24 protein-coding genes and 1 tRNA gene are annotated in these 22965 nt (G+C 45.9%); 13 read left to right on the top strand and 12 right to left on the bottom strand.

The window, feature by feature from the left end; all coding sequences use genetic code 11:
• The first annotated feature begins 183 nt into the window (after positions 1-183).
• Both EOO49_RS10155 and EOO49_RS10150 read left to right on the top strand, forming a co-directional pair.
• On the top strand, positions 184-699 hold the full coding sequence (locus EOO49_RS10155; RefSeq protein WP_290845276.1) for a hypothetical protein: 516 nt from the start codon (positions 184-186) through the stop codon (positions 697-699).
• Positions 699-1340 carry an O-methyltransferase gene (locus tag EOO49_RS10150; RefSeq protein ID WP_290845274.1) on the top strand — a complete coding sequence of 214 codons (642 nt, stop codon included), beginning with the start codon at positions 699-701 and terminating at the stop codon, positions 1338-1340. The genes EOO49_RS10155 and EOO49_RS10150 overlap by 1 nt, the downstream gene beginning before the upstream one ends.
• On the opposite strand, the gene EOO49_RS10145 is transcribed toward EOO49_RS10150, so the two are convergent.
• From EOO49_RS10145 to EOO49_RS10110, 8 genes are all read right to left on the bottom strand, one after another.
• A complete protein-coding gene (locus EOO49_RS10145) occupies positions 1296-1916 on the bottom strand; it encodes a phosphatase PAP2 family protein (RefSeq protein WP_290845272.1) in 621 nt (206 codons plus the stop codon). The two genes, EOO49_RS10150 and EOO49_RS10145, sit on opposite strands and share 45 nt — an antisense overlap.
• Complete coding sequence (locus EOO49_RS10140) at positions 1913-2239, bottom strand: twin-arginine translocase TatA/TatE family subunit (RefSeq protein ID WP_290845270.1); 327 nt, start codon at positions 2237-2239, stop codon at positions 1913-1915. The genes EOO49_RS10145 and EOO49_RS10140 overlap by 4 nt, the downstream gene beginning before the upstream one ends.
• A gap of 72 nt (positions 2240-2311) precedes the next feature.
• Entirely contained in the window at positions 2312-4549 is a 2238-nt protein-coding gene (locus tag EOO49_RS10135) for a M1 family metallopeptidase (protein ID WP_290845265.1), read from the bottom strand.
• Positions 4550-4581: 32 nt separating this feature from the next.
• Positions 4582-5082 carry a DUF6702 family protein gene (locus tag EOO49_RS10130; RefSeq protein ID WP_290845263.1) on the bottom strand — a complete coding sequence of 167 codons (501 nt, stop codon included), beginning with the start codon at positions 5080-5082 and terminating at the stop codon, positions 4582-4584.
• A gap of 9 nt (positions 5083-5091) precedes the next feature.
• The gene (locus EOO49_RS10125; RefSeq protein WP_290845260.1) at positions 5092-5820 is read right to left on the bottom strand and encodes a hypothetical protein; all 729 of its coding nucleotides are present in this window, start codon (positions 5818-5820) and stop codon (positions 5092-5094) included.
• Positions 5801-6550 (bottom strand): hypothetical protein, encoded by a 750-nt coding sequence (locus EOO49_RS10120; protein ID WP_290845258.1) that lies wholly within the window; start codon positions 6548-6550, stop codon positions 5801-5803. Before EOO49_RS10120 ends, EOO49_RS10125 begins: the two co-directional genes overlap by 20 nt.
• Entirely contained in the window at positions 6537-6797 is a 261-nt protein-coding gene (locus EOO49_RS10115) for a hypothetical protein (protein ID WP_290845256.1), read from the bottom strand. Before EOO49_RS10115 ends, EOO49_RS10120 begins: the two co-directional genes overlap by 14 nt.
• The gene (locus EOO49_RS10110) at positions 6797-7549 is read right to left on the bottom strand and encodes a hypothetical protein (protein WP_290845254.1); all 753 of its coding nucleotides are present in this window, start codon (positions 7547-7549) and stop codon (positions 6797-6799) included. Before EOO49_RS10110 ends, EOO49_RS10115 begins: the two co-directional genes overlap by 1 nt.
• A gap of 176 nt (positions 7550-7725) precedes the next feature.
• Here EOO49_RS10110 and pepE point away from each other — a divergent pair, with 176 nt between their 5' ends.
• A complete protein-coding gene (gene pepE / locus EOO49_RS10105) occupies positions 7726-8433 on the top strand; it encodes a dipeptidase PepE (RefSeq protein ID WP_290845252.1) in 708 nt (235 codons plus the stop codon).
• 159 nt (positions 8434-8592) lie between these two features.
• Here the strand turns inward: pepE and EOO49_RS10100 are convergent, their stop codons facing one another.
• Both EOO49_RS10100 and EOO49_RS10095 read right to left on the bottom strand, forming a co-directional pair.
• The gene (locus EOO49_RS10100) at positions 8593-9258 is read right to left on the bottom strand and encodes a hypothetical protein (RefSeq protein ID WP_290845250.1); all 666 of its coding nucleotides are present in this window, start codon (positions 9256-9258) and stop codon (positions 8593-8595) included.
• A 287-nt stretch (positions 9259-9545) separates the two neighbouring features.
• Positions 9546-9618: transfer RNA gene (locus EOO49_RS10095), tRNA-Gly, on the bottom strand.
• 173 nt (positions 9619-9791) lie between these two features.
• Here EOO49_RS10095 and EOO49_RS10090 point away from each other — a divergent pair.
• Positions 9792-10229, top strand: coding sequence for a GNAT family N-acetyltransferase (locus tag EOO49_RS10090; RefSeq protein ID WP_290845248.1), 438 nt, complete (start codon positions 9792-9794; stop codon positions 10227-10229).
• 3 nt (positions 10230-10232) lie between these two features.
• Complete coding sequence (locus EOO49_RS10085) at positions 10233-11807, top strand: L,D-transpeptidase family protein (RefSeq protein WP_290845246.1); 1575 nt, start codon at positions 10233-10235, stop codon at positions 11805-11807.
• On the opposite strand, the gene EOO49_RS10080 is transcribed toward EOO49_RS10085, so the two are convergent.
• Positions 11796-12509 carry a murein L,D-transpeptidase catalytic domain family protein gene (locus tag EOO49_RS10080; RefSeq protein WP_290845244.1) on the bottom strand — a complete coding sequence of 238 codons (714 nt, stop codon included), beginning with the start codon at positions 12507-12509 and terminating at the stop codon, positions 11796-11798. The two genes, EOO49_RS10085 and EOO49_RS10080, sit on opposite strands and share 12 nt — an antisense overlap.
• A 325-nt stretch (positions 12510-12834) precedes the next feature.
• On the opposite strand from EOO49_RS10080, the gene EOO49_RS10075 reads away from it, so the two are divergent.
• The 5 genes from EOO49_RS10075 (at position 12835) to EOO49_RS10055 (ending at position 19248) form a co-directional block, all read left to right on the top strand.
• Complete coding sequence (locus tag EOO49_RS10075) at positions 12835-15183, top strand: DUF5916 domain-containing protein (protein WP_366927238.1); 2349 nt, start codon at positions 12835-12837, stop codon at positions 15181-15183.
• Positions 15184-15253: 70 nt separating this feature from the next.
• A complete protein-coding gene (gene gpmI, locus EOO49_RS10070; RefSeq protein ID WP_290845240.1) occupies positions 15254-16771 on the top strand; it encodes a 2,3-bisphosphoglycerate-independent phosphoglycerate mutase in 1518 nt (505 codons plus the stop codon).
• Between the two features lie 116 nt (positions 16772-16887).
• Positions 16888-17478 carry a thioredoxin family protein gene (locus EOO49_RS10065; protein ID WP_290845238.1) on the top strand — a complete coding sequence of 197 codons (591 nt, stop codon included), beginning with the start codon at positions 16888-16890 and terminating at the stop codon, positions 17476-17478.
• A 181-nt stretch (positions 17479-17659) separates the two neighbouring features.
• The gene (gene map, locus EOO49_RS10060) at positions 17660-18481 is read left to right on the top strand and encodes a type I methionyl aminopeptidase (protein WP_290845236.1); all 822 of its coding nucleotides are present in this window, start codon (positions 17660-17662) and stop codon (positions 18479-18481) included.
• The gene (locus EOO49_RS10055; protein ID WP_290845234.1) at positions 18481-19248 is read left to right on the top strand and encodes a class I SAM-dependent methyltransferase; all 768 of its coding nucleotides are present in this window, start codon (positions 18481-18483) and stop codon (positions 19246-19248) included. The genes map and EOO49_RS10055 overlap by 1 nt, the downstream gene beginning before the upstream one ends.
• Here the strand turns inward: EOO49_RS10055 and EOO49_RS10050 are convergent.
• Positions 19238-19579 (bottom strand): helix-turn-helix domain-containing protein, encoded by a 342-nt coding sequence (locus EOO49_RS10050; protein WP_290845232.1) that lies wholly within the window; start codon positions 19577-19579, stop codon positions 19238-19240. The genes EOO49_RS10055 and EOO49_RS10050 overlap by 11 nt on opposite strands.
• 106 nt (positions 19580-19685) lie before the next feature.
• Between EOO49_RS10050 and EOO49_RS10045 the strand changes: the two genes are divergently transcribed.
• The 3 genes from EOO49_RS10045 (at position 19686) to apaG (ending at position 22780) form a co-directional block, all read left to right on the top strand.
• Complete coding sequence (locus EOO49_RS10045) at positions 19686-20549, top strand: SDR family oxidoreductase (protein WP_290845230.1); 864 nt, start codon at positions 19686-19688, stop codon at positions 20547-20549.
• Positions 20550-21068: 519 nt separating this feature from the next.
• The gene (locus tag EOO49_RS10040; RefSeq protein ID WP_290845228.1) at positions 21069-22322 is read left to right on the top strand and encodes a DUF5103 domain-containing protein; all 1254 of its coding nucleotides are present in this window, start codon (positions 21069-21071) and stop codon (positions 22320-22322) included.
• Positions 22323-22393: 71 nt separating this feature from the next.
• Positions 22394-22780 (top strand): Co2+/Mg2+ efflux protein ApaG, encoded by a 387-nt coding sequence (gene apaG, locus EOO49_RS10035; protein WP_191021399.1) that lies wholly within the window; start codon positions 22394-22396, stop codon positions 22778-22780.
• Positions 22781-22965 lie beyond the last annotated feature (185 nt).

Genomic DNA, 22965 nt, shown 5'->3' with positions numbered 1-22965 from the left:
CAGATTTTCTGTACTTTTTGTTAAAAGTTTCAAGAGAATTTCCGAGACGGAAAATCCCAAAAAAATCAGCCGGACAATTATCGCCAGTACAAATCTGCCGAACCAAATCAGCGATCGCCAAACCAAATACGACTTTTCAAAACCAACGCCAAAAAAACATTCGTATTTTTGGAAAAAAGCGCCATGCCAACCAGAATAACTCTAATCGCACTTTTCATTTTCGTGTCAGCATTTTCTCAAGTGCAAAAAGTAGGATACGACGAAAAGAACAATTTTACCTTGTTGTATTATTCGGTTAAAGGAATCGACACCGTGAAAATTCCCGGAAATTGGGAACGCGACAAACGCGATCTCGCAACATCCGTTTACCTCAAAAATCCTTACAACGAGATTGGCTTTTACATCGACACCAAGTCGAAAAAGTACAAATCAGCGGCGACCGAAGCCGAAGCAATGAAGCTTTATTCTACGAACAGGATCAAAAAAATCAAAAAAGCATGGGAAGTCGATTTGCTCGCTACCGACAACGAATCGTACCAACTCTACAAAATCAGGAGCGCGCGCCATCCTGATGGCAACCAGATTGGGTTATTCGGGACGCGCGGGAATTATGTTTACAATATTGTCTGTTACGGCGCGATAGACGACAACCTCAAAATCGAATTCCTCATAAAATTGTTCCAAAATACCAAACCGTAATGCATTTCATTTCCGAAGAACTAGAAAATTATACCGAACGACATTCGCAACCTGAGCCGCAACTTCTGGCCGAACTCAACCGCGAAACGCACCAAAAAATCCTGCAGCCGCGAATGCTGTCGGGTCATTTGCAAGGACGGGTTTTGAGTATGTTGTCGAAGATAATTTCGCCCGAAAACATTCTCGAAATCGGAACGTTTACGGGTTATGCGACGCTTTGTCTGGCTGAAGGCCTGAAGAAAAACGGAACGATCGACACGATTGACAACAACGAAGAACTGTTCGGTTTCCAACGCAAGTATTTCGACAAGTCGTCATGGAAAGACCAGATTTTTCAACACCTTGGAAATGCCTTGGAAATCATTCCGAACCTTGGAAAAAAGTACGATTTGGTATTCATCGATGCCGACAAACCCAATTATGCCAATTATTTCGAAGCAATCGTACCAATGATGAACCAAGGCGGCATCATCCTATCGGACAATGTTTTGTGGAGCGGAAAAGTACTCGGGGAAATAAAACCGAACGACAAAAGCACGATCGCGCTACTCGATTACAACAAAATGATAAACGAAGATCCCAGAGTGGAAACGGTGCTATTGCCCATCCGCGACGGGCTCACTGTTAGTCGGTTGATCTAGGTTTTCTTTTTGCTCGGGGAAAAATCGGTTTCTCAGATAAGCGTACAAATATGTCATAAGAAAGCCCATCAAAATTCCCCAAGTGTAACCCGCGAGAATGTCGCCGGGATAGTGCAATCCGAGGTAAATTCTGCTGTAGGCGAAAATGAGCGGCCAAAGGAAAAAGAATCCCATGTATTTAATGTAAGGATGCAGAACGCGATAGCAGAAAAACGCCACTGCCATTGAGTTCGAAGCGTGTCCGGAGATAAAACTGAACGAACTTCGCTTTTGTACAGCGCGGATCAAATCGGCGATTTCAGGATTGTTTCCGGGGCGCAAACGCTGGAAAACATTCTTGAAAATATGGTTTGTTGTTTGATCTGTAATCGTGATGAGAAGCGCGATGCATCCCAAAATCAGCAACGCATGTCGCCAACCCAATCTTTTGAAGACCAAATAGAAAATAATGGCAAAAATCGGGATCCAACTCCAAAATTTCGTGATTGCAAGCCAAAATCCGTCGTAAGTATCAGAACCAAGACTGTTTAGCCAAACGAATAAATCGCGGTCGAGTTCGATCAGTTTTTCGATCATCTTCCCTGACGTTTAATCGGACCCGAAGTAATGTCCTCGATTTCCTGTCGCGTCTTTTCCAAATCTTCCGAATTGCTCATCAAACCTTCTTTTGCCTTATCGATTTCAGACGTGATGCTGCTTTTTACGTCAAAAAGGGACTTGTCGAGTCCGTTGGCTTCGGCACCTTTCTGGATTTCACTCTTGATGTCGTTGGTCGCATCTTTCAACTGACGCATTCCCTTGCCCAGCGCGCGCGCCATTTCAGGTATTTTGTCCGATCCGAACAACATCAAAACAATGAAAATGATGAAAATCAACTCGCCTCCGCCTATTCCGAACATGGTAAAGATTTTAGTATTTTACAAAGGTACGAAGTTGAGCGCCTTTGCGGTTTTGATTAACAAAATTTTCCGTCAGTCGAATTTCGATTTTGCCACTTCTTTTGGCCAGACATTGTTGGTAAGATCGACATCGGCCGTTTCTTCTTTCGGATCGAGCTGAATTTTCGTCACAGGTTTCTTTGTCGCAAAAACTCTCACGGCTTCCAAATCGTTTTTTCTCCAGATTTGAGGCGGAAAAGTATAAGTATCCGATGTTCCGTCTTCGTAATTCAGCTGTGCGATTATCGGCATGACCAAACCTCCGGGCTTGTTGAACGTGATTTCGTAGAAGTATTTCGGACTGTCGAGTTGCGCTCTTTGTTCAGCCGAAAAATTCGCCTCGAGATATTCGTTAAGCGGTTGGACTTCCTTCGGATCGAACGCTTTCTTGAGCGACGGCTTGTAGTTCGGATCGCCTTCGGTCACCATATAAACGAGCGGTCCGGCCATATTTCTGCGATTTCTGCGGTCGACTTCGGGTTTGTCGAAATCTTTAGGTTTCTCGCCCGACACGTAAAACTGTTTGACTTCCTTGATTCCGATGTCGGTGTAATCTGTCGAATAGAACCAACCTCTCCAAAACCAATCGAGATCAGTTCCCGACGCGTCTTCCATCGTACGAAAAAAATCTTCCGGTGTCGGATGCTTGAATTTCCAGCGGTTCGCGTAAGTTTTGAAAGCGTAGTCGAACAAATCGTGTCCCAAAATCGTCTCTCTCAAAATGTTCAAGGCCGTCGCCGGCTTGCCATAGGCATTGTTCCCGAATTGTTTGATACTTTCGGAATTGGTCATGATCGGCTCAAGTCCTGACTGCGCGCCGCTCATGTAAGGCACGATTTTCTTGGCCGGACCGCGGCTCGACGGGAAATTCGGATCGAAAGAAGTTTCGGCCAGATACTCCATGAACGTGTTCAAGCCTTCGTCCATCCACGTCCATTGGCGTTCGTCGGAATTCACGATCATCGGGAAAAAGTTGTGTCCGACCTCGTGAATGATTACGCCCAACATTCCGTATTTGACACGATCGGTGTACTTTCCGTCTTCGTCCGGACGACCGAAATTCCAGCAAATCATCGGATATTCCATACCTTGATCTTGCGCGTTTACCGAAATCGCTTTCGGATAAGGATAATCGAACGTATATTTCGAATACGATTTCAAAGTGTGGGCAACGGCACGCGTCGAAAATTCTTCCCAAAGCGGATTGCCTTCCTTCGGATAAAGCGATTCGGCCATCACCGTTCTTTCTCCAAATTTCACGGCCATCATGTCGCAAATGAACTTTCTCGAAGTCGAGATTCCAAAGTCACGAACGCTTTCGGCCTTGAATTTCCAGGTTTTCTTTTTGTCCGAAAAACCTTTCTCGATTTCAGTCGCTTCGGCCTGCGTTCTAATGACTACCGGTTTGTCGAACGATTTGGTCGCGAGTTCGTACCGCTTCATTTCTTCGGATGAATAAACGTCCTTGCGATTCTGCAAAACGCCCGTCGCATCGAGGAAATGGTCGGCCGGAACAGTAATGCTCACCTCGAAATCCCCAAACGGAAGCGCGAATTCGCCCGATCCCCAAAACTGCATATTCTGCCAACCTTCAACGTCGTTGTAAACCGCCATTCTAGGGTAGAATTGCGCCAGAACATAAAGTTTGTTCTTGTCTTTTTCGAACAATTCGTAACCCGAACGTCCGCCGTCTCTCATATAATTGTTGACGTTATACCACCATTTTATAGAGAACGAGATTTTTTCTCCATGCTTCAAAGGCTTTTCCAGATCGATCCGCATCATGGTTTGGTTCACGGTGTATTTCATCCCATTTCCCTTGGAATCCTTGACATATTCGATCTTGAAGCCACCGTCGAATTTCTCCTCGAGATATTTTCTTGAAAAACCGGAAACCGAGATTGCCTTATCGGCCTTCGTACTTTCCTGAAGCGGACTCAAAGACGTTCTGGACGCCTGATTTTGGTCAAGTTGCATCCACAAATACTCAAGCGGTTCCTGCGCATTGTTGTGATAGGTCACGACTTCCGTTCCGAACAATTTCGCGTTCTTGTCGTCGAGCTCCAAATTCATCTTGTAGTCGGCTTTTTGCTGATAATACGCCGGACCGGGCGCGCCGGCTGCCGTTCGATACATGTTGGGAGTCGCCAGCAAATCGTACATCTGACGGAATTTATTATCGTCCGTATGACCTTGCTCTTTGACTCTGGGCGTTTCCTGGGCAAAAGTCGCCACGGCGGAAAGCAACAGTAAGCTTGTGATTTTTTTCATGGGATGCAAAACGGCAATTTAAGTTTTTTCTGTCAGAAATTGAGTTTTCCCGACGGTTCGTCGAACGTGAGCAGCAAACTTTGCTTGTTTCCGCCAACATTCGTTTGTATGATATTTTGCTGTTCGGTTACAAAATCGAACAGGATTTTATTTGTGATTTGGAGCGAGTTGACTTGGGAAACATCGGTAATCCGCAAATAACAAATCAACACATTGTCTTCCACTTCGCAACTGCGGTAATCGAGCACCTGCGGTTTTCCGTTGATTCCGATCTTGAAGTTGTCCGAAATGTATTTTTTCAACGCGTCGACCTCATCTGGCGGAACATTCTTATCGCCAAAATGGAATTTTTTTTTGAACTTTTTGCCAAGCGCATTGTTGAGATCGTCCACGAAAATCCTCGAAGTGATTTGCAGCATTTTCTTGTCAGATGCAAAATTCATCTGATAAATCCCAACGTAAAACTTGTGCGAAAAAGACGAAATGGCCAGCGCCAAAACAATCAGAAAACCAAAAATCCCGAGTTTTTTCATGTGGCAAAGTTAAGGCTTTCCTTCTTTTTCCTCGACGGCGATAAGTTGATTGTAAATAGGCGCAAGTTGAAAAATGCGTTGTAACAAAGCCGCTTTGTTCTTGAGATTGAGCGCCTTTTTGACTTCGTTGTCTTCCACGCAATAGTACTGAAAACCTTTCACGTAATCAGCCGGAATTCGCAGTTTGGTTGTGTAAAGCGAATCGGGAAACTGATATTGCAATTTTTCCATAAAAGCTTCTTTTTTCTCGATGACGGCTTGTTTCTTGAGCATTTTCGTCCTGCCCGAAATCGCGTTTGCCAAGACATCGACCGGACCGGAAGTCGCCGTGTAAATCTTGCGCTCGGCCGCGGTGTACTGTTTTTGGCCCTTCGGAACCAAACCCAAATCTTCGGGATTCATGTCTTTGAGTATCGTAACCTCGTCGAGTTCGATCGGACGCGGAATCAACACGATTTTCACGACTTTTTTCTTCAGGTCTTCTTCGGTAATCAAATACCGTTTGTACTCGTAATTTTCTGCCGGAAAAACGAGCAGCTGATCGGCTTTTACGTCCATAAAGAATTCTCCCGAACCGTTGCTCACGGCGGTTTTCTCTGTAACAAGATTCACGACTTTCACGTTTACGGCAACAAGCGAATCGGTCGAAACCGTGCGGAATTTGAGCTGTTGGGAATTCGCGGATCCGAACACGAGAAAAAACACGAAAAAGGCAATTTTATTTGGATTCGGTCGCATGCAGTTGATTGTATTTTTGGGCCAATCCGACGAGGCAAAAATCGAGTTTGGCCTTAACTCCGGAATTTATCGCGGCAATAAAAGCCGAATCCTCGACCGCGTAATATTTGAAACCTTCGACGAATTCGGGATCGATTTTGAGTTTTTCGGTGTAATAGTTCGGTTCGTAAATGGAATTCAGTTTCTTGAAATGCATTTCCTTGCGTTCGGTCTTGACGTCTTTCTTGAGCATTTTCGTGCGACCCGTGATCGCGTTTATGATAGGATCGATCGGGATCGAAAGTCCGGCGACCATTCCCACGAACAGTTCAGGCTTGAATTCTCCGGCCTGTTTGAGACGTCTTTCGGCGACCGTATATTGTTTTTGGCCTTTCGGAACGATTCCCAAATCTTCGGGATTGACATCGTAGTTGATCACAACTTCGTCGAGTTCGATCGGTTTTTCGACCAAAGCCAGTACGATCACTTCTTTTTTCAAATCCGATTCATCGACCAAAAAGCGCTTGTATTCGTATTTTTCTGACGGAAAAACCAACATTTCATCGGCTTTTGCCTCAATCGAGAATTCGCCATTTCCGTCGCTGACAGCCGTTTTTTCGTTGGAAATATTGATGACCTTGACATTCATGGCCACATTTCCATTCGCCGTCAAGCGGAATTTGAGCTTTTGCGCCTGAACAAAAAATCCGACCAAAAGGAAAAGCGCGAGTATGTATTTATTTGGTTTCAAGGGCGACAAGTTCGTTGAATTTCAAAGCGTGAGAGGCCATTTCGAGCTCGATTTGCTGTTTGTTCGCGGTATCCAAAATCCTGCCAAAAGCGTCGTTTTCGGCCGGATAATATTCGGTAACCGAACAATCGATGGCCTTGAATTTCGAGTCGTTCGATAGAAATCGATTCGTTAATGTTCGCGATGACTTCTTTCGTCTGAGCCATTCCGACCCAGAAAACCAAAAAGAAAGCCACGGAAAGCGCACTATTTTTTCTCACTCGTCAACGTTTTTCTGTAACGCGTGGCCAAAACCCCGAGTTGCAGTTGAATTTGCTCCTCGTTATCTGTATCGAGCGCCGTCACGAACTTTTTGTCGTCTACGGCGTAATACAGAAATCCGTCGACGTGCGAAGCCGGAATTTTCAAGGTGTCGATGTAAAACGCTCTGTCATAACGCGATTCGAGTCGTTCTTTGGCCGATATCTTCTTTTCTACAGCCGCTTCTTTCTTGAGCTGTGCAGTGCGTCCGCTCATGGCGTTAAGTGCACCATCGGTTCCGACCGCGGTGTATGCCTGATTTTCCGGACGTTGCGCTTTTGTAGTTGTGGCGCTTTGCAGTTTTCTGTCGGCTGGCGTGTAGGCTTTTCCGGTTGGGATTCCCAAACCTTCAGACGTGATTTTGCTGTTGTCGACTTTTACTTCGGCCAAAGCTTCACCTGTGCGTTTTACGTTCACGAGCAGTGTTTCTTCGTCGAGATCGAAAGCCGTGATCACCATTTTCCGCGTCACGATCTCAATGCCTTTATACATCAAAGTATCGCCTTTTCTCACGTTCAAAGTATAAAAACCGCCCGGAGTCGTCGCGGCCTTTTCGCCTGTGGACAAGTTGGTGATCTTGACTTCGTTGTCTTCGGCCGGCGCTTCGTTTACCGTGACCTTTCCGGGTAGCGGTTTGCGTTTCTGGGCTTGTAAAGTCAGACAAAAAATAAGGCTTAGAAAGAGGGCGAAGCGTTTCATGATTAGGCGTTTGAGAGTGTTTCGGTAAATTTATCAGACACGGGCTACAAACGCTCACAAGGGAATGTTAATAGTTCGCGCGTGAATTCACTTACATCGTTTAGACGCATAAAACTCCAAAAAGGTTGCCTCACATCTGTTTTCTTCCGAACTTCGGGCATCAAATTCGGAATTCCATGAAACGCCTTATCATCGCAAGTACTTCAACGCTTCACGGCGGCAATTATCTCGATTATCTCATGCCGGAATTGGAAAAGTTTTTCGACGGAAAGAAATCGCTGTTGTTCATTCCTTACGCGCGTCCGGGCGGAATTTCCCACGATGATTACACCGCAAAAGTCAGGGAAACTTTCGCCAAAATCGGAATGGAAGTTTCGGGTTTACACGAATATGAGAATCCGGTCGAAGCGGTAAAAAATGCCGAAGCGATCTTCACGGGCGGCGGAAACACGTTTTTGCTCGTGACGCAATTGTATTTCAACCAAGTTATTGGCGCTGTCGCAGATGCGGTAAAATCGGGAACACCTTATTTGGGAAGCAGCGCCGGAAGCAACATCACGGGATTGACGATGCAAACCACGAACGACATGCCAATCGTTTATCCGCCGAGTTTCCAGACCTTGGGATTGATTCCGTTCAACCTGAATCCGCATTATCTCGACGCCGACCTGCAATCGAAACACATGGGCGAAACCCGTGAAACCCGAATAAAGGAATTCCACAAGTTCAATTCGGCTCCGGTTTTGGGCTTGAGAGAAGGCAGTTGGCTCGAAGTGAAAGGCGAAAAAATTACGCTTAAAGGCGATTTGACCGCGCGCCTTTTTCGACAGGGCAAAGAGGCCGAGGAATTAGAAAGCGGAAGTGATTTGGGATTCGTGAACTAAAGACTGTTCATGGCTTTTTAATTTCTTGAACCCTGTAGTTAAGTACTGCCGGCAGGGAAACTTTTACATCGACTGATTTGCAGTATTCCAATTTCGAAATTCTTGTTCCAGAAAGATTTTTGCTTGCCGCATATTCGACGAGCCCGATTTCAGCGGTATTCAGTTGGTAAAAACTTTAATCGGTTGGCGTTCGACGTGATTCAAATTCGCAGGTAAAATTACTTCAAGCGCTACAATTTCGTCGGAAATTAACCTGCAAACCATTCCCGATGTTTCGTTCACCGAAGATTCCACGATGCCCGGAATCTCGCTGTCGAACGCAACTTCGGACTCGTTCGGATGAAAACAACAGTAACGGTATAACGCGAACCGCGGACTTTCGGCCTTATTGAATTTGAGCGCTATGCGTGATTTCGGTTTCTTTTTTTTCTCGTTTTTGTAAAGCAACAGGTTAACTGTCGATTGCGAACTATCCTGAACCAAAGTTTCGAACGCGAAGTACGTTTTTTCGGGAATTGGCCAATTTTTGTAACTCTCGGTTCTCAAATAGGTGAATTTCATTTCTTTTTTCCCTTTTGTGTTTTTTGTCTCCTTGACATTGAAGTAATGGGAAATGCGTTTGTCCATTTCGTCGATCGCCGCTTTGAGTTCGCTTCCTTCTTTGTACAGACGCATAAAATAACTGGAATTCCCTACTTTGGAAAGTGCGATTCTATCTTGTTTGATTTCTTTACGGCTGACGTTATAAGTCGTCAGCCTATCGAACTGGAAAGTCTGCGCGGACACACCAAACCACATAAGCAGAAAAACGACAGCAGTTTTCATTTGGGAAGATTTGTCGCAAAGTAGAGAATTGCGACTAAAAAACATATCCCTGAAAATAGTGATTTTACGCCTCCGCGTTAAGGATGTAAGCATTGTCTAAGCTCACGGCCGGGCGACAGACAGGGACGTAGCGAGTGCTTACAGCCTGACGGCAGCCTTTTTAAAAATTTGGCAGTTGCATAAAAAGTGCAGTCGTTTGTCCAGAAATTAATTTGGAAAAGAATTCGCTGCCGGAACGCCCAAAAAACAAAAAAGCCTCATCATATCGACAAGGCTTTCAAAAGAAGAGCGGAAGACGAGGCTCGAACTCGCGACAACCAGCTTGGAAGGCTGGAGCTCTACCAACTGAGCTACTTCCGCATTTGCAAACCGTTCTTACAACTTGTTTGCGGGTGCAAATATACAGCATAAGAAATCTTTCGTGCAAGTTTTTGATCAAAAAATTTTGAAGTTTTTTCGGTTGACAAATCGATGTTAACGCTATTTCCTTGCGGGCGAATTTGTTATACCTTTAATCAAAATCCCAAACAACCATGCCTGAAATTCGCGAAATCGCTTCGGCCGAGACTTATGCGGTGCGCCAACCTGTGCTTCGTCCGGGGAAACCTGTCGAAACTTGCCGGTTTGACGGGGACGATTTGCATTCCACGACACATTTCGGATTATTCGAAAACGACGAACTCGCCGGAATCGCGTCACTTTTCCAGGCAAAACACCCGGCTTTTCCAGATCATCGGCAGTTCCAATTGAGAGGAATGGCGGTTCTGGAAGATTTTCAGGGACGAAAATTCGGACAGTTGTTGGTCGAGGCCGCCGAAGACAAAGCCAGACGCGGAGCCGCCGAAATCATTTGGTTCAACGCACGCGAGATCGCCGTAGGATTTTACCAGCGAATGGGCTACAAAATCACGGGAAAACCTTTCCAGATTGGCGACATCGGGACGCATTACGTCATGTTCAAAAGAATGTAGCCGATGCGAAAACTTGTACTTTTTATAGTGTTGGGATTTTTCGTCTCCGGATGCAACAAAGATCCGAAAGCGACCAAAGACGAGCGTCCGAAAGAAAAGGGCGAACCCGGAAGCGTGGCTTTCGACTCGACCGAAGTCGTGAAATTGGGCGACAAACAACTCACCGCGTTTTATAGAAGCCAGGATTTCCACACGTTTTGGGTAACATCCGAAAAGCGCAAAAAGACCGAAGCAGTGCTCGAAACTGCCGAAACATACGGTTTAGATCCGAAAGATTACTATTTGGAAAAGATCCGCAAGTACGAGAAAAAGTACCAGGATTTATCCGATGCCGAGAAATTGACTTATGATTTCCTTCTGACGCAATCGGTGCGTAAATTCATGATCCACGTCTCAAGCGGAAAACTGAATCCTTACCACATTTACCCAAATTGGGATTTGGCGCAACCGAGTTTTAACGTAAACAAAACCTTGACAGACGCGATCTCAGGCGATTCGCTCCAAAAAGCAATTGCCAAAATAGAACCGCAGCACCTCGTTTACAAAAGACTCAAAACAGCACTCGCCTATCTCGATTCTTTTGGGAAGGACACTTTGAGGCAGATCGTTTTTTCGCAGAAAATCCGTCGTGGCGATTCTTCCGAAACGGTAATCCGAATCAAGAAACGCTTGCAATTTTGGGGCGATCTCGAAAAATCCGACAGCTTGACAGCTTGGTACGACAAGAAAACAGCCAATGCCATGAAAAAGTTCCAATTGCGCCACGGACTCGTTCCTGACGGCGTCGTCGGCGAACGCGGAATTACGGCTTTGAACTTCACCAAAATCCAAAGAAGGCAACAAATCATCGTGAATCTCGAGCGCTGGCGTTGGTTTCCGCACGAAATGGGAAAACAATACGTGATAGTGAACATTCCCGATTATCGTTTGAGAGTCATCAAAAACAACGATACAGTCGATACGAGAAAAATCGTCGTTGGAAAAGAAAAGCGCAAAACACCCGTGCTTTCATCGGCTTTTACAGACATTATCCTGAATCCGACCTGGACGCTTCCGCCAACGATCATCAAGGAAGATTTGGGTCCGGACGCGGCAAAAGACACGAATTATTTCAGGAACCGACGCCTAACGATTTACAATTCCAAAGGACAGATCGTTCCCGCATCGAAATGGAATTCGGCCAAACCGAACAATTATCGCTACGTGCAAGATCCCGGAGATGACAATTCGCTTGGCAACGTGAAGTTCAATTTCAGGAATCGGTTTACGGTTTATCTGCACGATACGAACCATCGCGATTACTTCAGCAGGAATTACCGCAGTTTGAGTTCGGGTTGTGTTCGGGTTGAAAATCCGCTTCCTTTAGCCGCTTATCTCATTGCGGATTCGGTAAGATGGAACATCGACAAAATAAATGAGGTGGTCGCCACGAAGGAAACCACCTATATTAAGTTGCGTCAAAAAACGCGAGTGCATCAATTGTATTGGACGGCTTGGATGAACAAACGAGGCGAACTCGAGTTCCGAGAAGACATCTACAATTACGACGCCGATCTTTTCAAGCGCTTAAGACAATAATTTCGAGAAGTTCTTTTCTCCTGACGGATGATAGATGAACAACAAAGACTTGCCTTTGATCGCATTGATGATGTCGTGGGTAAGCTCGACTGGCAACGCCGGACAGCCTTGGCTGCGACCCAAACGGTGATGTGCAGAAATGAACGATTCCGAAACGTAGTCAGCGGCGTGCATCACGACTCCGCGGGAACGGGCGCGATCGTTTACGCCTGCCTGCAATCCGTCGAGTTTTAGCGATTGACCGTGTTTGCCGTTGTAGATTTCGCCCGTAGCGTAGAATCCTAAACTGCTCATGAACGATTCAGATTTGTTCGAGAACTTGGTCGCGAATTCGTCTCCGGTGTTGCGTCCATGGGCGCAAAGCGAATTGAACAAGATCGTGTTCGTGGCCAAATCGACTACCCAAAGTCGTTTGCTGTTAGACGACATCGTAAAATCTACGACCGTCAGGATGTCTTTTTGGATTGTTCCGCTGGCTTTCAGTTTGTAGAAACCTTCTAGCGCTTTGTAAAAACTTTGTTTCGTCGGAAGGGAAAATTTTCCCGCATCAAGCGTTCCGTACACATTATCAATCTTCATTTCCATTGCCGACTTTGCGCTGGCGGCAACGACCTTCTTCACGGGTTCTTCTGTCTTGGTCGGAGTTGCAGCTGTGAATGCAAAAGCGGCTATCAGAAGCACGGGGAAAATTCTGTAAATCATTGAACTTGTTGGTTTTAAAATTAGATTCAGGGACGCCAAAAATAGGGATTTAAAACTAGCAACCAAATTTTTTTGCAAAAAATTGTCGATTAACGGCAAAATTCGTCGACGAAAAGCATTTCGTAAACGGCTCTCGATTTTGCCGAGACAGTTTTTAAACCAAAATTTCAGGAGTGAGGAGTTATAACGGATTGAATTGCATTTTATTGTAAACAAATTGTTATTTCGGATAAAACATTAAATTTGTTGAACCAAACGTCCCCAATAAATGACCCGGCTTGCAGTATTCATAGTGTTTTCCACATTTTTCTTGTGCCAAACGGCTGTGGGTCAAAAAAAAACCTTGCAAGCTGTTTCTGTAACCGAAAACATTTCGATTAACGGAAAACTCGACGAACCTATTTGGCAAAACGCGCCTGTCGCTTCCGACTTCATCATGTTCGAGCCAGACAACGGCAAAGCGATAGATCAGAAGAAAAAAACCGAGGTCAAAGTCCTGTATGACAATCAGGCGATTTACATCGGAGCAATCATGTATGACGACGAACCGTCCAAAATGCTCAAGGAAATCACCGAGCGCGACGACTTCGGAACGTCTGAACACTTTGGCGTTTTCATAAACGGATTCAATGACGGACAACAGGATTTTCGCTTCTTCGTAAGTGCGGCTGGCGTTCAGATGGACGCTTTGGCCACAGAAAACAACGAAGATTTCTCGTGGAATGCGATATGGAGCTCATCTGTTGAAATGACAGATTTCGGTTGGGTTGTCGAAATGCGGATTCCTTATGCAGCTTTGCGTTTTTCCAACGAATCCAAACAAACCTGGGGATTAAATTTCTACCGCGAATTGCGCCGTTACAGACAAAAATACAGCTGGAATCACATCGATACTAAAATCGGGGCCGTCATTCCGCAAGCCGGAATTCTCGAAGGCATCGAAAACATCAAACCGCCGACACGCCTGTTTTTCATTCCGTACGCTTCCTATTATTACGATTACACGGATCACAAATCGAACAATACGGTAAAAGCCGGACTCGACATTAAGTACGGAATCAACGATTCTTTTACTTTGGATGCGATTTTGGTGCCTGATTTCGGTCAGACACGATTCGACAACGTCGTTCTCAACCTCACGCCTTTCGAGCAGCAATTCAACGAAAACCGACCGTTTTTTACCGAAGGCACAGACTTGTTCAGCAAAGGATCGCTTTTGTACTCAAGGCGGATCGGCGGCGCGCCATCGACTTATCCGGTAACGGCTGCAAACGAAGAAGTGGTGGAATATCCGAATGCCGTCGACCTGATCAATGCCGTGAAGGTTTCGGGAAGGACAAAAAGCGGACTCGGAATCGGATTTCTCAATGCCGTCACCGAAAAAACGACCGCAACAGTTCAAAATACGCTTACAGGCGAAAGACGAGATGTCGTCGTTGAACCTTTGACGAACTACAATTTGCTCGTTCTCGATCAGCGCTTCGGCGGAAATTCCTCGGTTTCGCTCGTAAACGCGAACACAACCAGAAACGGCGATTTTCGCGACGCCAACGTCTCTGCTTTGGTTTGGGACCTGAACACAAAAGGCAATACATACAAACTCGCGGGCGATTTCAAATACAGCACGATCCACGAAAATCCGCAAGGTTACGACGGTTTCAAAACCGCGCTCAATTTCATCAAAACGCACGGCAAAAACCGATACGATTTGCTGGCCAAATACATTTCGCGGGAATACGACATAAACGACCTCGGAATCGCTTTCATCAACAATTATTACAACTTTTACGCGAATTACAATTACCGGATAATCAATCCGACAAAGAATTTCAACAGTTTCCGATTCGACCTTTCGACATCGGTGGAATTCCAGAACCAGACCGGAAAAACCCAGGATTATTATTGGGTTGCCTCGACGAATTTCAACACGAAAAAGAACGATTACTTCAATTTTTCGGTGAACATGCGGCCGATGATCACATACGATTTTTACCAGCCAAGAGTCGACGGACGATTTTCGTACAACCCGCGCGCAGCCTCAGTAAGCGGATTGGTCTCAACGAACTACAACCGAAAGTTTGCCATCGACATCAATCCTTATGCGAGTTTCATGGACGAGCCCGATCGCAACATTTTCGAGTTTTACGTGAGTCCGCGCTATCGCATAAACGACAGGATTTTGCTCATTTTGTCCGGCGACTATGTTTTTCACACCAACGACCGCGGATTCGTCGACAACGACGGCACGAACATCCTTTTTGGAGAACGCGACCGCAAGACTGTCGTGGGTGAACTTTCGGGCAGATATTCGGTCAACAACCGCATGACTTTCAACATCACGGCTCGCTATTACTGGAGTTACGCCGAATATGACGAACTTTTTACGTTGAAAGACAATGGCTTTTTAGCGTATCAGACGAATGATCCGACTTTGGTTTCTCCTTATGACGAAAACCTCAATTTGTGGAACTTCGACCTCACGTATTCGTGGTGGTTTGCACCGGCGAGCCAAATCTCAATTTTGTATAGAAACAACGCCACCGATTATCGCTCAAGCATCGAAAACAGCATCGGGCGTAACCTCGACAATCTGTTCGGGAACAACCTCAATTCGGTGTTTTCTGTCAGTATCCGCTACTTCATCGACTACAATTCCCTGAAGCGCAAATCTTAACGAACTATTTGCAGACACGCTTTCAACGCGGTTTTCAAATGTTTTATCTTTGTTGAAAATCAAAAAGACCATGAACAATAAAGTTATCCTGATGATTCTGGATGGTTGGGGAATTGCGCCCGACAAGAAAGTTTCGGCTCCAGACAATGCCAACGTTCCATTCATCGATTCGCTTTCCCAGAAATATCCGCATGCCACGCTTCGCACCGACGGACTCAACGTAGGACTTCCCGAAGGCCAGATGGGAAATTCCGAAGTCGGGCACATGAACCTTGGCGCCGGACGCATCGTTTACCAAGATCTTGAAAGAATAAACATCGCCGTGAAAGAAGGCAAAATCGCGAGTGAAAAACCGCTTGTCGACGCTTTCCAATACGCAAAAGACAACAATAAGGACGTTCACTTTCTGGGATTGGTTTCAGATGGAGGCGTGCATTCCCACATCAATCACGTCAAAGGTTTGGTCGATGCGGCCGATGCTTTCGGATTGCAGAACGTGTTCATTCACGCCTTTACTGACGGGCGCGATGTCGACCCGAAATCAGGTGCGTTTTTTGTGGGCGATCTGAGACATCACCTTGAGCACAAATCGGCGAAAATCGCTTCTATCGTTGGCCGATATTTCGCGATGGACCGCGACAAACGTTGGGAACGCGTCAAGAAAGCCTACGATTTGGTCGTGCACGGCATCGGAACACAAACGCAAGATGTCGTTCACGCGATCCACGACAGTTACGAAAAAGGCACGACGGACGAATTTATCGAACCGATCGTAGTCGTGGACAACAACCAAAAACCGATCACAACTATTAAAGACGGCGATGTCGTAGTCTTTTTCAATTTCCGGACTGACCGCGGACGCCAACTCACCGAAGCCTTGTCACAACAGGATTTCCACGAAGAAAACATGCACAAACTCGATTTATATTATGTCACGATGACGAATTATGACGACACTTACAAAAATGTGCACGTGATTTACGACAAGGATAATTTGACCGAGACTTTGGGCGAAGTGATTTCAAAAGCCGGAAAAAAACAGATACGGATTGCCGAAACCGAGAAATATCCGCATGTCACGTTCTTTTTCTCTGGCGGACGCGAAGAACCGTTCGAAGGCGAATCCCGAATCTTGAGAAATTCCCCAAAAGTCGCCACTTATGATCTGCAACCGGAAATGAGTGCGTTCGAACTCGCCGACGCGTTGGTTCCAGAACTCGAGAAAAAAGAGGTCGATTTCGTGTGTCTGAATTTTGCGAATGGCGATATGGTTGGTCACACCGGCGTTATGGAAGCCGCGATCAAAGCCTGTGAAGCGGTCGACAAATGCGCCGAAAAAGTCATCACGGCGGCTTTGGCCAACGGCTATTCGACAATCGTGATCGCCGACCACGGAAATTGCGAGACCATGATCAATCCGGACGGAAGCCCGAATACGGCCCATACCACGAATCCGGTTCCCATGATTTTGGTCGATCCGGACAGAACTGCGATCCACGACGGCGTTTTGGGCGACATCGCTCCTACTATTCTCAGCATTTTGGGAATTCCGCAACCGGAAGCGATGACGCGTCATTCATTATTTTAAACGCGATAAATTAGTTGGCCACGAATTCGCGAATGACTAAAATTCGGGATTCGTGGCTTTTTCATTTTTGTCCGACATCCATATAATTGCATAAATTAGTGCTTCAGCGAATCCAAATGAAAAAGTTCCTCTTGTTAACGGCATCGGTTTTTATTTTCGGATGCAAAACACAACAAACGACTATGACAACGTCTGGCGAAAAAACTGCCCTGTCCAAAACTTCAGAGGGCGATTTGATTGGGCAAGGAAATGTCAAGGATTTGTTCCAAGCGGCATTTCGCGACTGGTTCACCTCGGGATACGAAAGCTATAAACCGGACGCTGCGACAATCCACAAATTGCGCGATTTGACAGGCGGAATTTCCGTGAAGATATTTATGGGAACTTGGTGCGGTGACAGCAAAGATCAGGTTCCGAAGTTTTACAAGATCTTGCACGAAGCCGGTTTTGACAAAGAAGACATCACTTTGATTTTTATGGATCGGAACAAGACCACGCCGGAGAAACTCGAATCAGGATTGGCTATCACGAACGTTCCTACTTTTATCTTCTACAGAACGACGATTCCCGGCGGAAAAAAAGGTCCGAAAGGCGATCCGAAAACCAAGGAACTGAACCGCATTGTAGAATCGCCACGAGAAACCCTGGAAGCCGACATGCTCAAAATTCTCACGAATCAGGCGTACAAACACACTTACGCGAACTGAAAAAGCGTTCCTAAAAATCAATAGCCGTCCGAATTTGAGGGCTTTTTTTAGGCCGAAGACCCAAACTCGGACGACGCCTATTTCGGCCGCGACCGCAAAAAATCCGAGGATAATTTCCATATCGCTTCTTCACATTTATTTTGCGTTTAAAGTTGTATTTTTGCGCGAAAATTTAATCGTTATGATCATCCAGAAATCCCGCGAACAGATTGAACTCATGCGAGAAAGCGCTCTTTTGGTCTCAAAGACTCTGGGAATGCTCGCCACCGAAATCAAACCTGGCGTCACGACTTTGCACCTCGACAAAAAAGCCGAGGAATTCATTCGCGACCACGGCGCGGTTCCAGGATTTTTGGGACTTTACGGATGTCCGTCATCGATTTTGACAAGCGTAAACGAAGCCGTCGTTCACGGACTTCCGAACGACCGCCCGCTTGAGGAAGGCGACATCATTTCGCTGGATTGCGGTACGTTGATGAACGAATATTACGGTGACCACGCCTATACTTTCGAGGTTGGTGAAATTGCGCCGGCAACCAAGAAATTACTTCAGGTCACGAAAGAATCGCTTTACATCGGGATTCGTGAATTCCAGGCCGGAAACCGAGTTGGCGACGTGGCAAATGCGATCCAGGCTTACGCCGAAGGTCACGGATATGGCGTCGTTCGCGAACTTGTGGGACACGGACTCGGCAAGAAAATGCACGAAGAACCCGAAATGCCAAACTACGGAAAACGCGGAAAAGGCAAGATGTTCGTCGAAGGAATGGTGGTTGCGATCGAGCCGATGATCAACATGGGCGTGAAAAACATCCGCACTTTGAAAGACGGTTGGACAATCGTTACGGCCGACAAAAAACCATCGGCACATTTCGAGCACGACGTTGCTATCATCGACGGAAAACCGGAATTGCTGTCGACTTACGCCTACATTTACAAGGCGTTGGGAATCGAATCTGACGAAGAGAACGAATTCAGACAACAAGCGCTCGTTTTTGCCTGATGAAAAAAATCTTCAAGTTTATCCTCAATGCGATTCCGCGTCCGATATTGATTCGGCTGAGTTATGTCGCGCGTCCTGTCGTGGCGGCTTTGCTTACGGGAAATCGCTTCACCGATCCTATCGACGGGAAAAGTTTCAGGAAATTTTTGCCTTACGGATACGGAAAACAGCGCGACAATGTGCTTTCCCCGAGTACGCTTTCGCTGGAACGCCATCGGTTGCTTTGGATTTACCTGAAAAATGAAACCGATTTTTTCACGGCTCCCAAAAAAGTGCTGCATTTCGCTCCCGAACAAGCGTTCTACAAGCGTTTCCGAAACCAAAAAAACCTCGATTACACGACTACGGATTTGCTTTCTCCTTTGGCCGACGTCAAGGCCGACATCTGCAACTTGCCGTTTGCAGACAATCAGTACGACCTGATCTTGTGCAACCACGTCCTGGAACACATTCCGGACGACACCAAGGCGATGCAGGAACTTTTTCGCGTGATGAAACCTGGCGGAATGGGCATTTTCCAGATTCCGCAAGATTTGAAACGCGAAAAGACTTTCGAGGACAATTCGATCACCGACCAAAAGAAAAGAGCCGAGATTTTTGGCCAATATGACCATGTAAGAGTCTACGGACGCGATTATTTCGACAAGCTGAGAAGCATCGGATTTACTGTGATCGAGGAAGATTACACCAAGAAAATCGCAACGGAATCGGTCGAAAAATATTGCCTCGCTCCGGGCGAAATCATTCCGGTCGTTTTTAAACCGTAACGCGTTCGCGGAACAGATTCGTTTTTCCCCAAACCGCCATTTGGTCGAAAATCGGCGAAAGACTCACGCCCATTTCAGTTAGCGTATATTCGACTCTCGGTGGCGTTTCGCGAAATTCCTGACGAAAAATCAATCCGTCCTTTTCGAGTTCCCGCAATTGTTCGGTCAGGACTTTTCTGGAAATGCTCGGGATTCTTACTGCGATTTCCCCAAAACGCCTCGTTCCGTAGGTGAGTTGGAACAGGATTATCGACTTCCATCTTCCTCCGATTTTCTCCAGAGTCGCTACCACGGGACAATTTCCGCCCCCAAAAACCTCATTGGTTACCATTGCGTTACCACTTTATTTGACGTTACCGCTACGTAACCAGTTACTTTTTACAACTATCATTAGTTACTTTGCGTAACAAAAGTAATTAATTTAAACATTATACAAAATGATTTTAGTAACAGGAGCGACCGGACATCTTGGAAGCGCAGTCATAAACCAACTTTTAAAGAAAACATCGGTCGCGAACATCGCCGCTTTCGTGCGGGATGAAGCCAAAGCCGAAAACCTCAAAAAACAAGGAGTTGAAGTTCGAGTAGGCAATTTTGACGACGTGGATTCGCTTGACAAAGCCTTAAAAGGCATCGAAAAAGTGCTGATCATTTCGACGGTCGACCACAACCGTTTCGAGCAACACAAAAACGTCGTCGATGCAGCCAAAAAAGCGGGCGTAAAACTTGTCGCTTACACGAGCGTAACTTTGAACGACCTTGAAAATTCGGCAATCAAACCTTTGATGGAAAGCCATTTCCAAACCGAAGATTACATCAAACAAAGCGGTTTGGCTTACACTTTCTACCAAAATTCGCTTTACGCGGACGTGATTCCCATGTACATAGGCGACAAAGTTTTCGAAAACAGCGAAATAAACGCGCCTGTCGGAGACGGGAAAGCGCCGTATGCCTTGAGACGCGAAATGGGAGAAGCGATCGCCAACGGTTTGAGCGAAGACGGACACGAGAACAAATCCTACCCGATCACGAATACCGAACTCTATTCGTTTGCCGATGTCGCAAAAGCCTTATCAGAATTGACCGGACAGACAATCGCGTACAACGACATCGACGCCGAAGCGTTCAAAAAAGGCCTTGCCGATTCTGGCGCTCCGGAAGAGATCGTGTGGTTGGTTCCAGGATTTTTAGCCGACACAAAAGCCGGAAATTTCGAAGTCAACACCGGCGATCTGGAGAAGTTCCTGGGCAGAAGACCCGCCGATCTCAAAACCGCTTTACAGGAAATCTACGGACTGTAACAGCGAAATCTAGAATGGAACGCAGATTTGGTTTAGGCTGAATCTGCTTTTTTTTGAAGCTGAATCCCGCTATCCGCTAGTAGCTTTCACCCAAAACAAAAGGTTTGTACCAAAACCCGCGAGCTTCCTCCGGTCGCTGCGGCTTTTGGGCAAACCTAGTTTGCTTTGGGCAAAAGGCTAGCCGCTGCTATCGGGGCTAGGACTTTCGGCTTGGATCGCTGTTTGTGTTTTGCAAGCGTTTTTGGCTGTTGGAAAATTTGCTTTTTTCGAGGTTTTGCTAGACCTAACAAATCTCGAAGATTTGTTAGGTCTGCAAAGTTCGGGACCAAACGCCAGAACTCCTTACAGATTTTCTGTAAAAATTGTTAAATGGAGGTCGTGGCGTTTTTTGGTTCGGAGTTTGCAACTCCGGACGTTGCGTGATGAAGTCTGTGACTTCCACCAATAAATCGAGACAATGCCACGTTGTTACCCAACTGATTCGATTTTCCCTATATTTACGAATCTCAATTTCTCACCATGACAAAATTTTTCGCGACAGTATTCCTGCTGATTTTCGCCATGACGAACGCGCAGCAAGCCGAGACCGAAATCCAGGCACCATATAACATAAGATCGATCATGTTTACGCAAGGCGCGGGCATGAACATTGCCCCGATTTTCCCGTTGAACGATACTTTCACGCTTCAGTTCGACGATCTTTATGGAAACGAGGCCAATTATTATTACCAAATCATACACTGCGATTACGACTGGAAACCTTCACAATTGGTGAAACAGGAATATCTGTCAGGATTTGATGACATCCGAATCCAGACTTACACGAATTCGTTCAACACACTCCAGATTTACTCGCATTACACCATTTCCTTCCCAAACAGGCAAACACAACTAAAAGTCTCGGGCAATTACATGCTCAAGATTCTCAACGAAGACCGCGATGTAGTTTTCACAAGAAAATTTATTCTGTACGAAGAATTGGTTTCGGTGCCTTTGCAAATAAAACGCGCAAGAACCATCGACGCAATGCCGTTTATGCATAACCTTGATTTTTCGGTCAAATCTGCTTCTATCACTTTTCAGAATCCGCTTAAGAACGTGAAGGTTATGCTGATGCAAAACGGACGGTTCGACAACGCCATAACGAACATCCAACCGCAGTACACGATCGCAAACGACCTCATCTATAAATACGACAAGGAAACCCAATTTTACGCCGGAAACGAATTCCTGTTCTTCGAAAACAAAGACGTGCGCGCCGCTGCTTTCAACGTAGCCAAAATCGACTCAAACGGATCGCTTTACAACGCCTATCTGTTCACCAACGACGCCCGCGCTGACAAAGCCTACACGTTTTATCCAGACCAAAACGGAAACTTTATCCCGATGGTCGTCAACCGCGATGATCCAAGAGTCGAAGCCGACTACGTCTGGGTTTATTTCAGTCTTTCGGCTCCGTCTTATTTCGGCAAAAACGACATTTACGTGAACGGAATGTTCAACAATTTCCAGCATACGCCAGAGTTCAAACTCGACTATGACGAGAAATCGAAATCGTACAAAAAAGCGATTCTGGTAAAACAAGGCTACACGAATTTCCAGTACGAAATCGTAGACAAAGCCGGAAGAATCGACGCCAAAAATGCCGTTGACGGAAACTTCTGGCAAACCGAAAGCAACTATTTCGTCATCGCGTACTATCGGGAAAACAATTCTCGCTACGACCGCGTAATTGGGCGCGGAATGGCCAGCTCGACAAACATCATAAACTAAATTTAGCACTGAAAGTCACGCATCTACGCTATTTTTAGTAAATTTGCACCAACAAAATCCTGATCTCTTTGATGGTTTCACAAATTACCAGAGGCATAAAAATTTCCGTGGGAACGACTTTTGAAGGCACTTACTTCAAGAATCACAAGATCCACTATGCCTTCAGCTATCATGTGACCATCGAGAATCACGGCAAAGATTCCGTACAGCTCACTTCGCGCCATTGGGACATTCTCGATTCTCTTAACGATCTCGAAACAGTTGACGGTGAAGGCGTGATCGGGAAAAAACCCGTTTTGAAACCCGGAGAAACACACACTTACAGTTCGGGTTGCTTGCTAGCATCACCTTTTGGTGCCATGCGCGGTTATTTCAATATGATCAATTTCACTTCCACGAAAAGTTTTCGCGTGATTGTTCCTACTTTCAAACTGAGCGCGCCTTTTGCATTGAATTGATTTTTTCTTGATTTTCGGATTTCTGATCGTCGAAAAATGTCAGGCGGAATCGACTTGCGGATTTTGTCCGATACAAATCAAGCGAGCCTTCGATCAATAATCCTTCATCCGAACGTCAACTCCAGACTTTCCGACAATCTGAAAATCCAATAACGAAACAGCTAAAAAAACAGCCTTTGTTACTG

The organism is Flavobacterium sp. (assembly GCF_004295795.1).
Taxonomy (GTDB): Bacteria; Bacteroidota; Bacteroidia; order Flavobacteriales; family Flavobacteriaceae; genus Flavobacterium.
Note: the sequence above shows the minus strand (reverse complement) of the source record. Positions and strands in the feature narration are given on the sequence as shown.

What these genes read in the sequence shown, in the direction of transcription:
- EOO49_RS10155 (WP_290845276.1), top strand. Translation starts at nt 184, where the DNA reads ATGCCAACCAGAATAACTCTAATCGCACTTTTCATTTTCGTGTCAGCA.
- EOO49_RS10150 (WP_290845274.1), top strand. Translation starts at nt 699, where the DNA reads ATGCATTTCATTTCCGAAGAACTAGAAAATTATACCGAACGACATTCG.
- EOO49_RS10145 (WP_290845272.1), bottom strand. Translation starts at nt 1,916, where the DNA reads ATGATCGAAAAACTGATCGAACTCGACCGCGATTTATTCGTTTGGCTA.
- EOO49_RS10140 (WP_290845270.1), bottom strand. Translation starts at nt 2,239, where the DNA reads ATGTTCGGAATAGGCGGAGGCGAGTTGATTTTCATCATTTTCATTGTT.
- EOO49_RS10135 (WP_290845265.1), bottom strand. Translation starts at nt 4,549, where the DNA reads ATGAAAAAAATCACAAGCTTACTGTTGCTTTCCGCCGTGGCGACTTTT.
- EOO49_RS10130 (WP_290845263.1), bottom strand. Translation starts at nt 5,082, where the DNA reads ATGAAAAAACTCGGGATTTTTGGTTTTCTGATTGTTTTGGCGCTGGCC.
- EOO49_RS10125 (WP_290845260.1), bottom strand. Translation starts at nt 5,820, where the DNA reads ATGCGACCGAATCCAAATAAAATTGCCTTTTTCGTGTTTTTTCTCGTG.
- EOO49_RS10110 (WP_290845254.1), bottom strand. Translation starts at nt 7,549, where the DNA reads ATGAAACGCTTCGCCCTCTTTCTAAGCCTTATTTTTTGTCTGACTTTA.
- pepE (WP_290845252.1), top strand. Translation starts at nt 7,726, where the DNA reads ATGAAACGCCTTATCATCGCAAGTACTTCAACGCTTCACGGCGGCAAT.
- EOO49_RS10100 (WP_290845250.1), bottom strand. Translation starts at nt 9,258, where the DNA reads ATGAAAACTGCTGTCGTTTTTCTGCTTATGTGGTTTGGTGTGTCCGCG.
- EOO49_RS10090 (WP_290845248.1), top strand. Translation starts at nt 9,792, where the DNA reads ATGCCTGAAATTCGCGAAATCGCTTCGGCCGAGACTTATGCGGTGCGC.
- EOO49_RS10085 (WP_290845246.1), top strand. Translation starts at nt 10,233, where the DNA reads ATGCGAAAACTTGTACTTTTTATAGTGTTGGGATTTTTCGTCTCCGGA.
- EOO49_RS10080 (WP_290845244.1), bottom strand. Translation starts at nt 12,509, where the DNA reads ATGATTTACAGAATTTTCCCCGTGCTTCTGATAGCCGCTTTTGCATTC.
- gpmI (WP_290845240.1), top strand. Translation starts at nt 15,254, where the DNA reads ATGAACAATAAAGTTATCCTGATGATTCTGGATGGTTGGGGAATTGCG.
- EOO49_RS10065 (WP_290845238.1), top strand. Translation starts at nt 16,888, where the DNA reads ATGAAAAAGTTCCTCTTGTTAACGGCATCGGTTTTTATTTTCGGATGC.
- map (WP_290845236.1), top strand. Translation starts at nt 17,660, where the DNA reads ATGATCATCCAGAAATCCCGCGAACAGATTGAACTCATGCGAGAAAGC.
- EOO49_RS10055 (WP_290845234.1), top strand. Translation starts at nt 18,481, where the DNA reads ATGAAAAAAATCTTCAAGTTTATCCTCAATGCGATTCCGCGTCCGATA.
- EOO49_RS10050 (WP_290845232.1), bottom strand. Translation starts at nt 19,579, where the DNA reads ATGGTAACCAATGAGGTTTTTGGGGGCGGAAATTGTCCCGTGGTAGCG.
- EOO49_RS10045 (WP_290845230.1), top strand. Translation starts at nt 19,686, where the DNA reads ATGATTTTAGTAACAGGAGCGACCGGACATCTTGGAAGCGCAGTCATA.
- EOO49_RS10040 (WP_290845228.1), top strand. Translation starts at nt 21,069, where the DNA reads ATGACAAAATTTTTCGCGACAGTATTCCTGCTGATTTTCGCCATGACG.
- apaG (WP_191021399.1), top strand. Translation starts at nt 22,394, where the DNA reads ATGGTTTCACAAATTACCAGAGGCATAAAAATTTCCGTGGGAACGACT.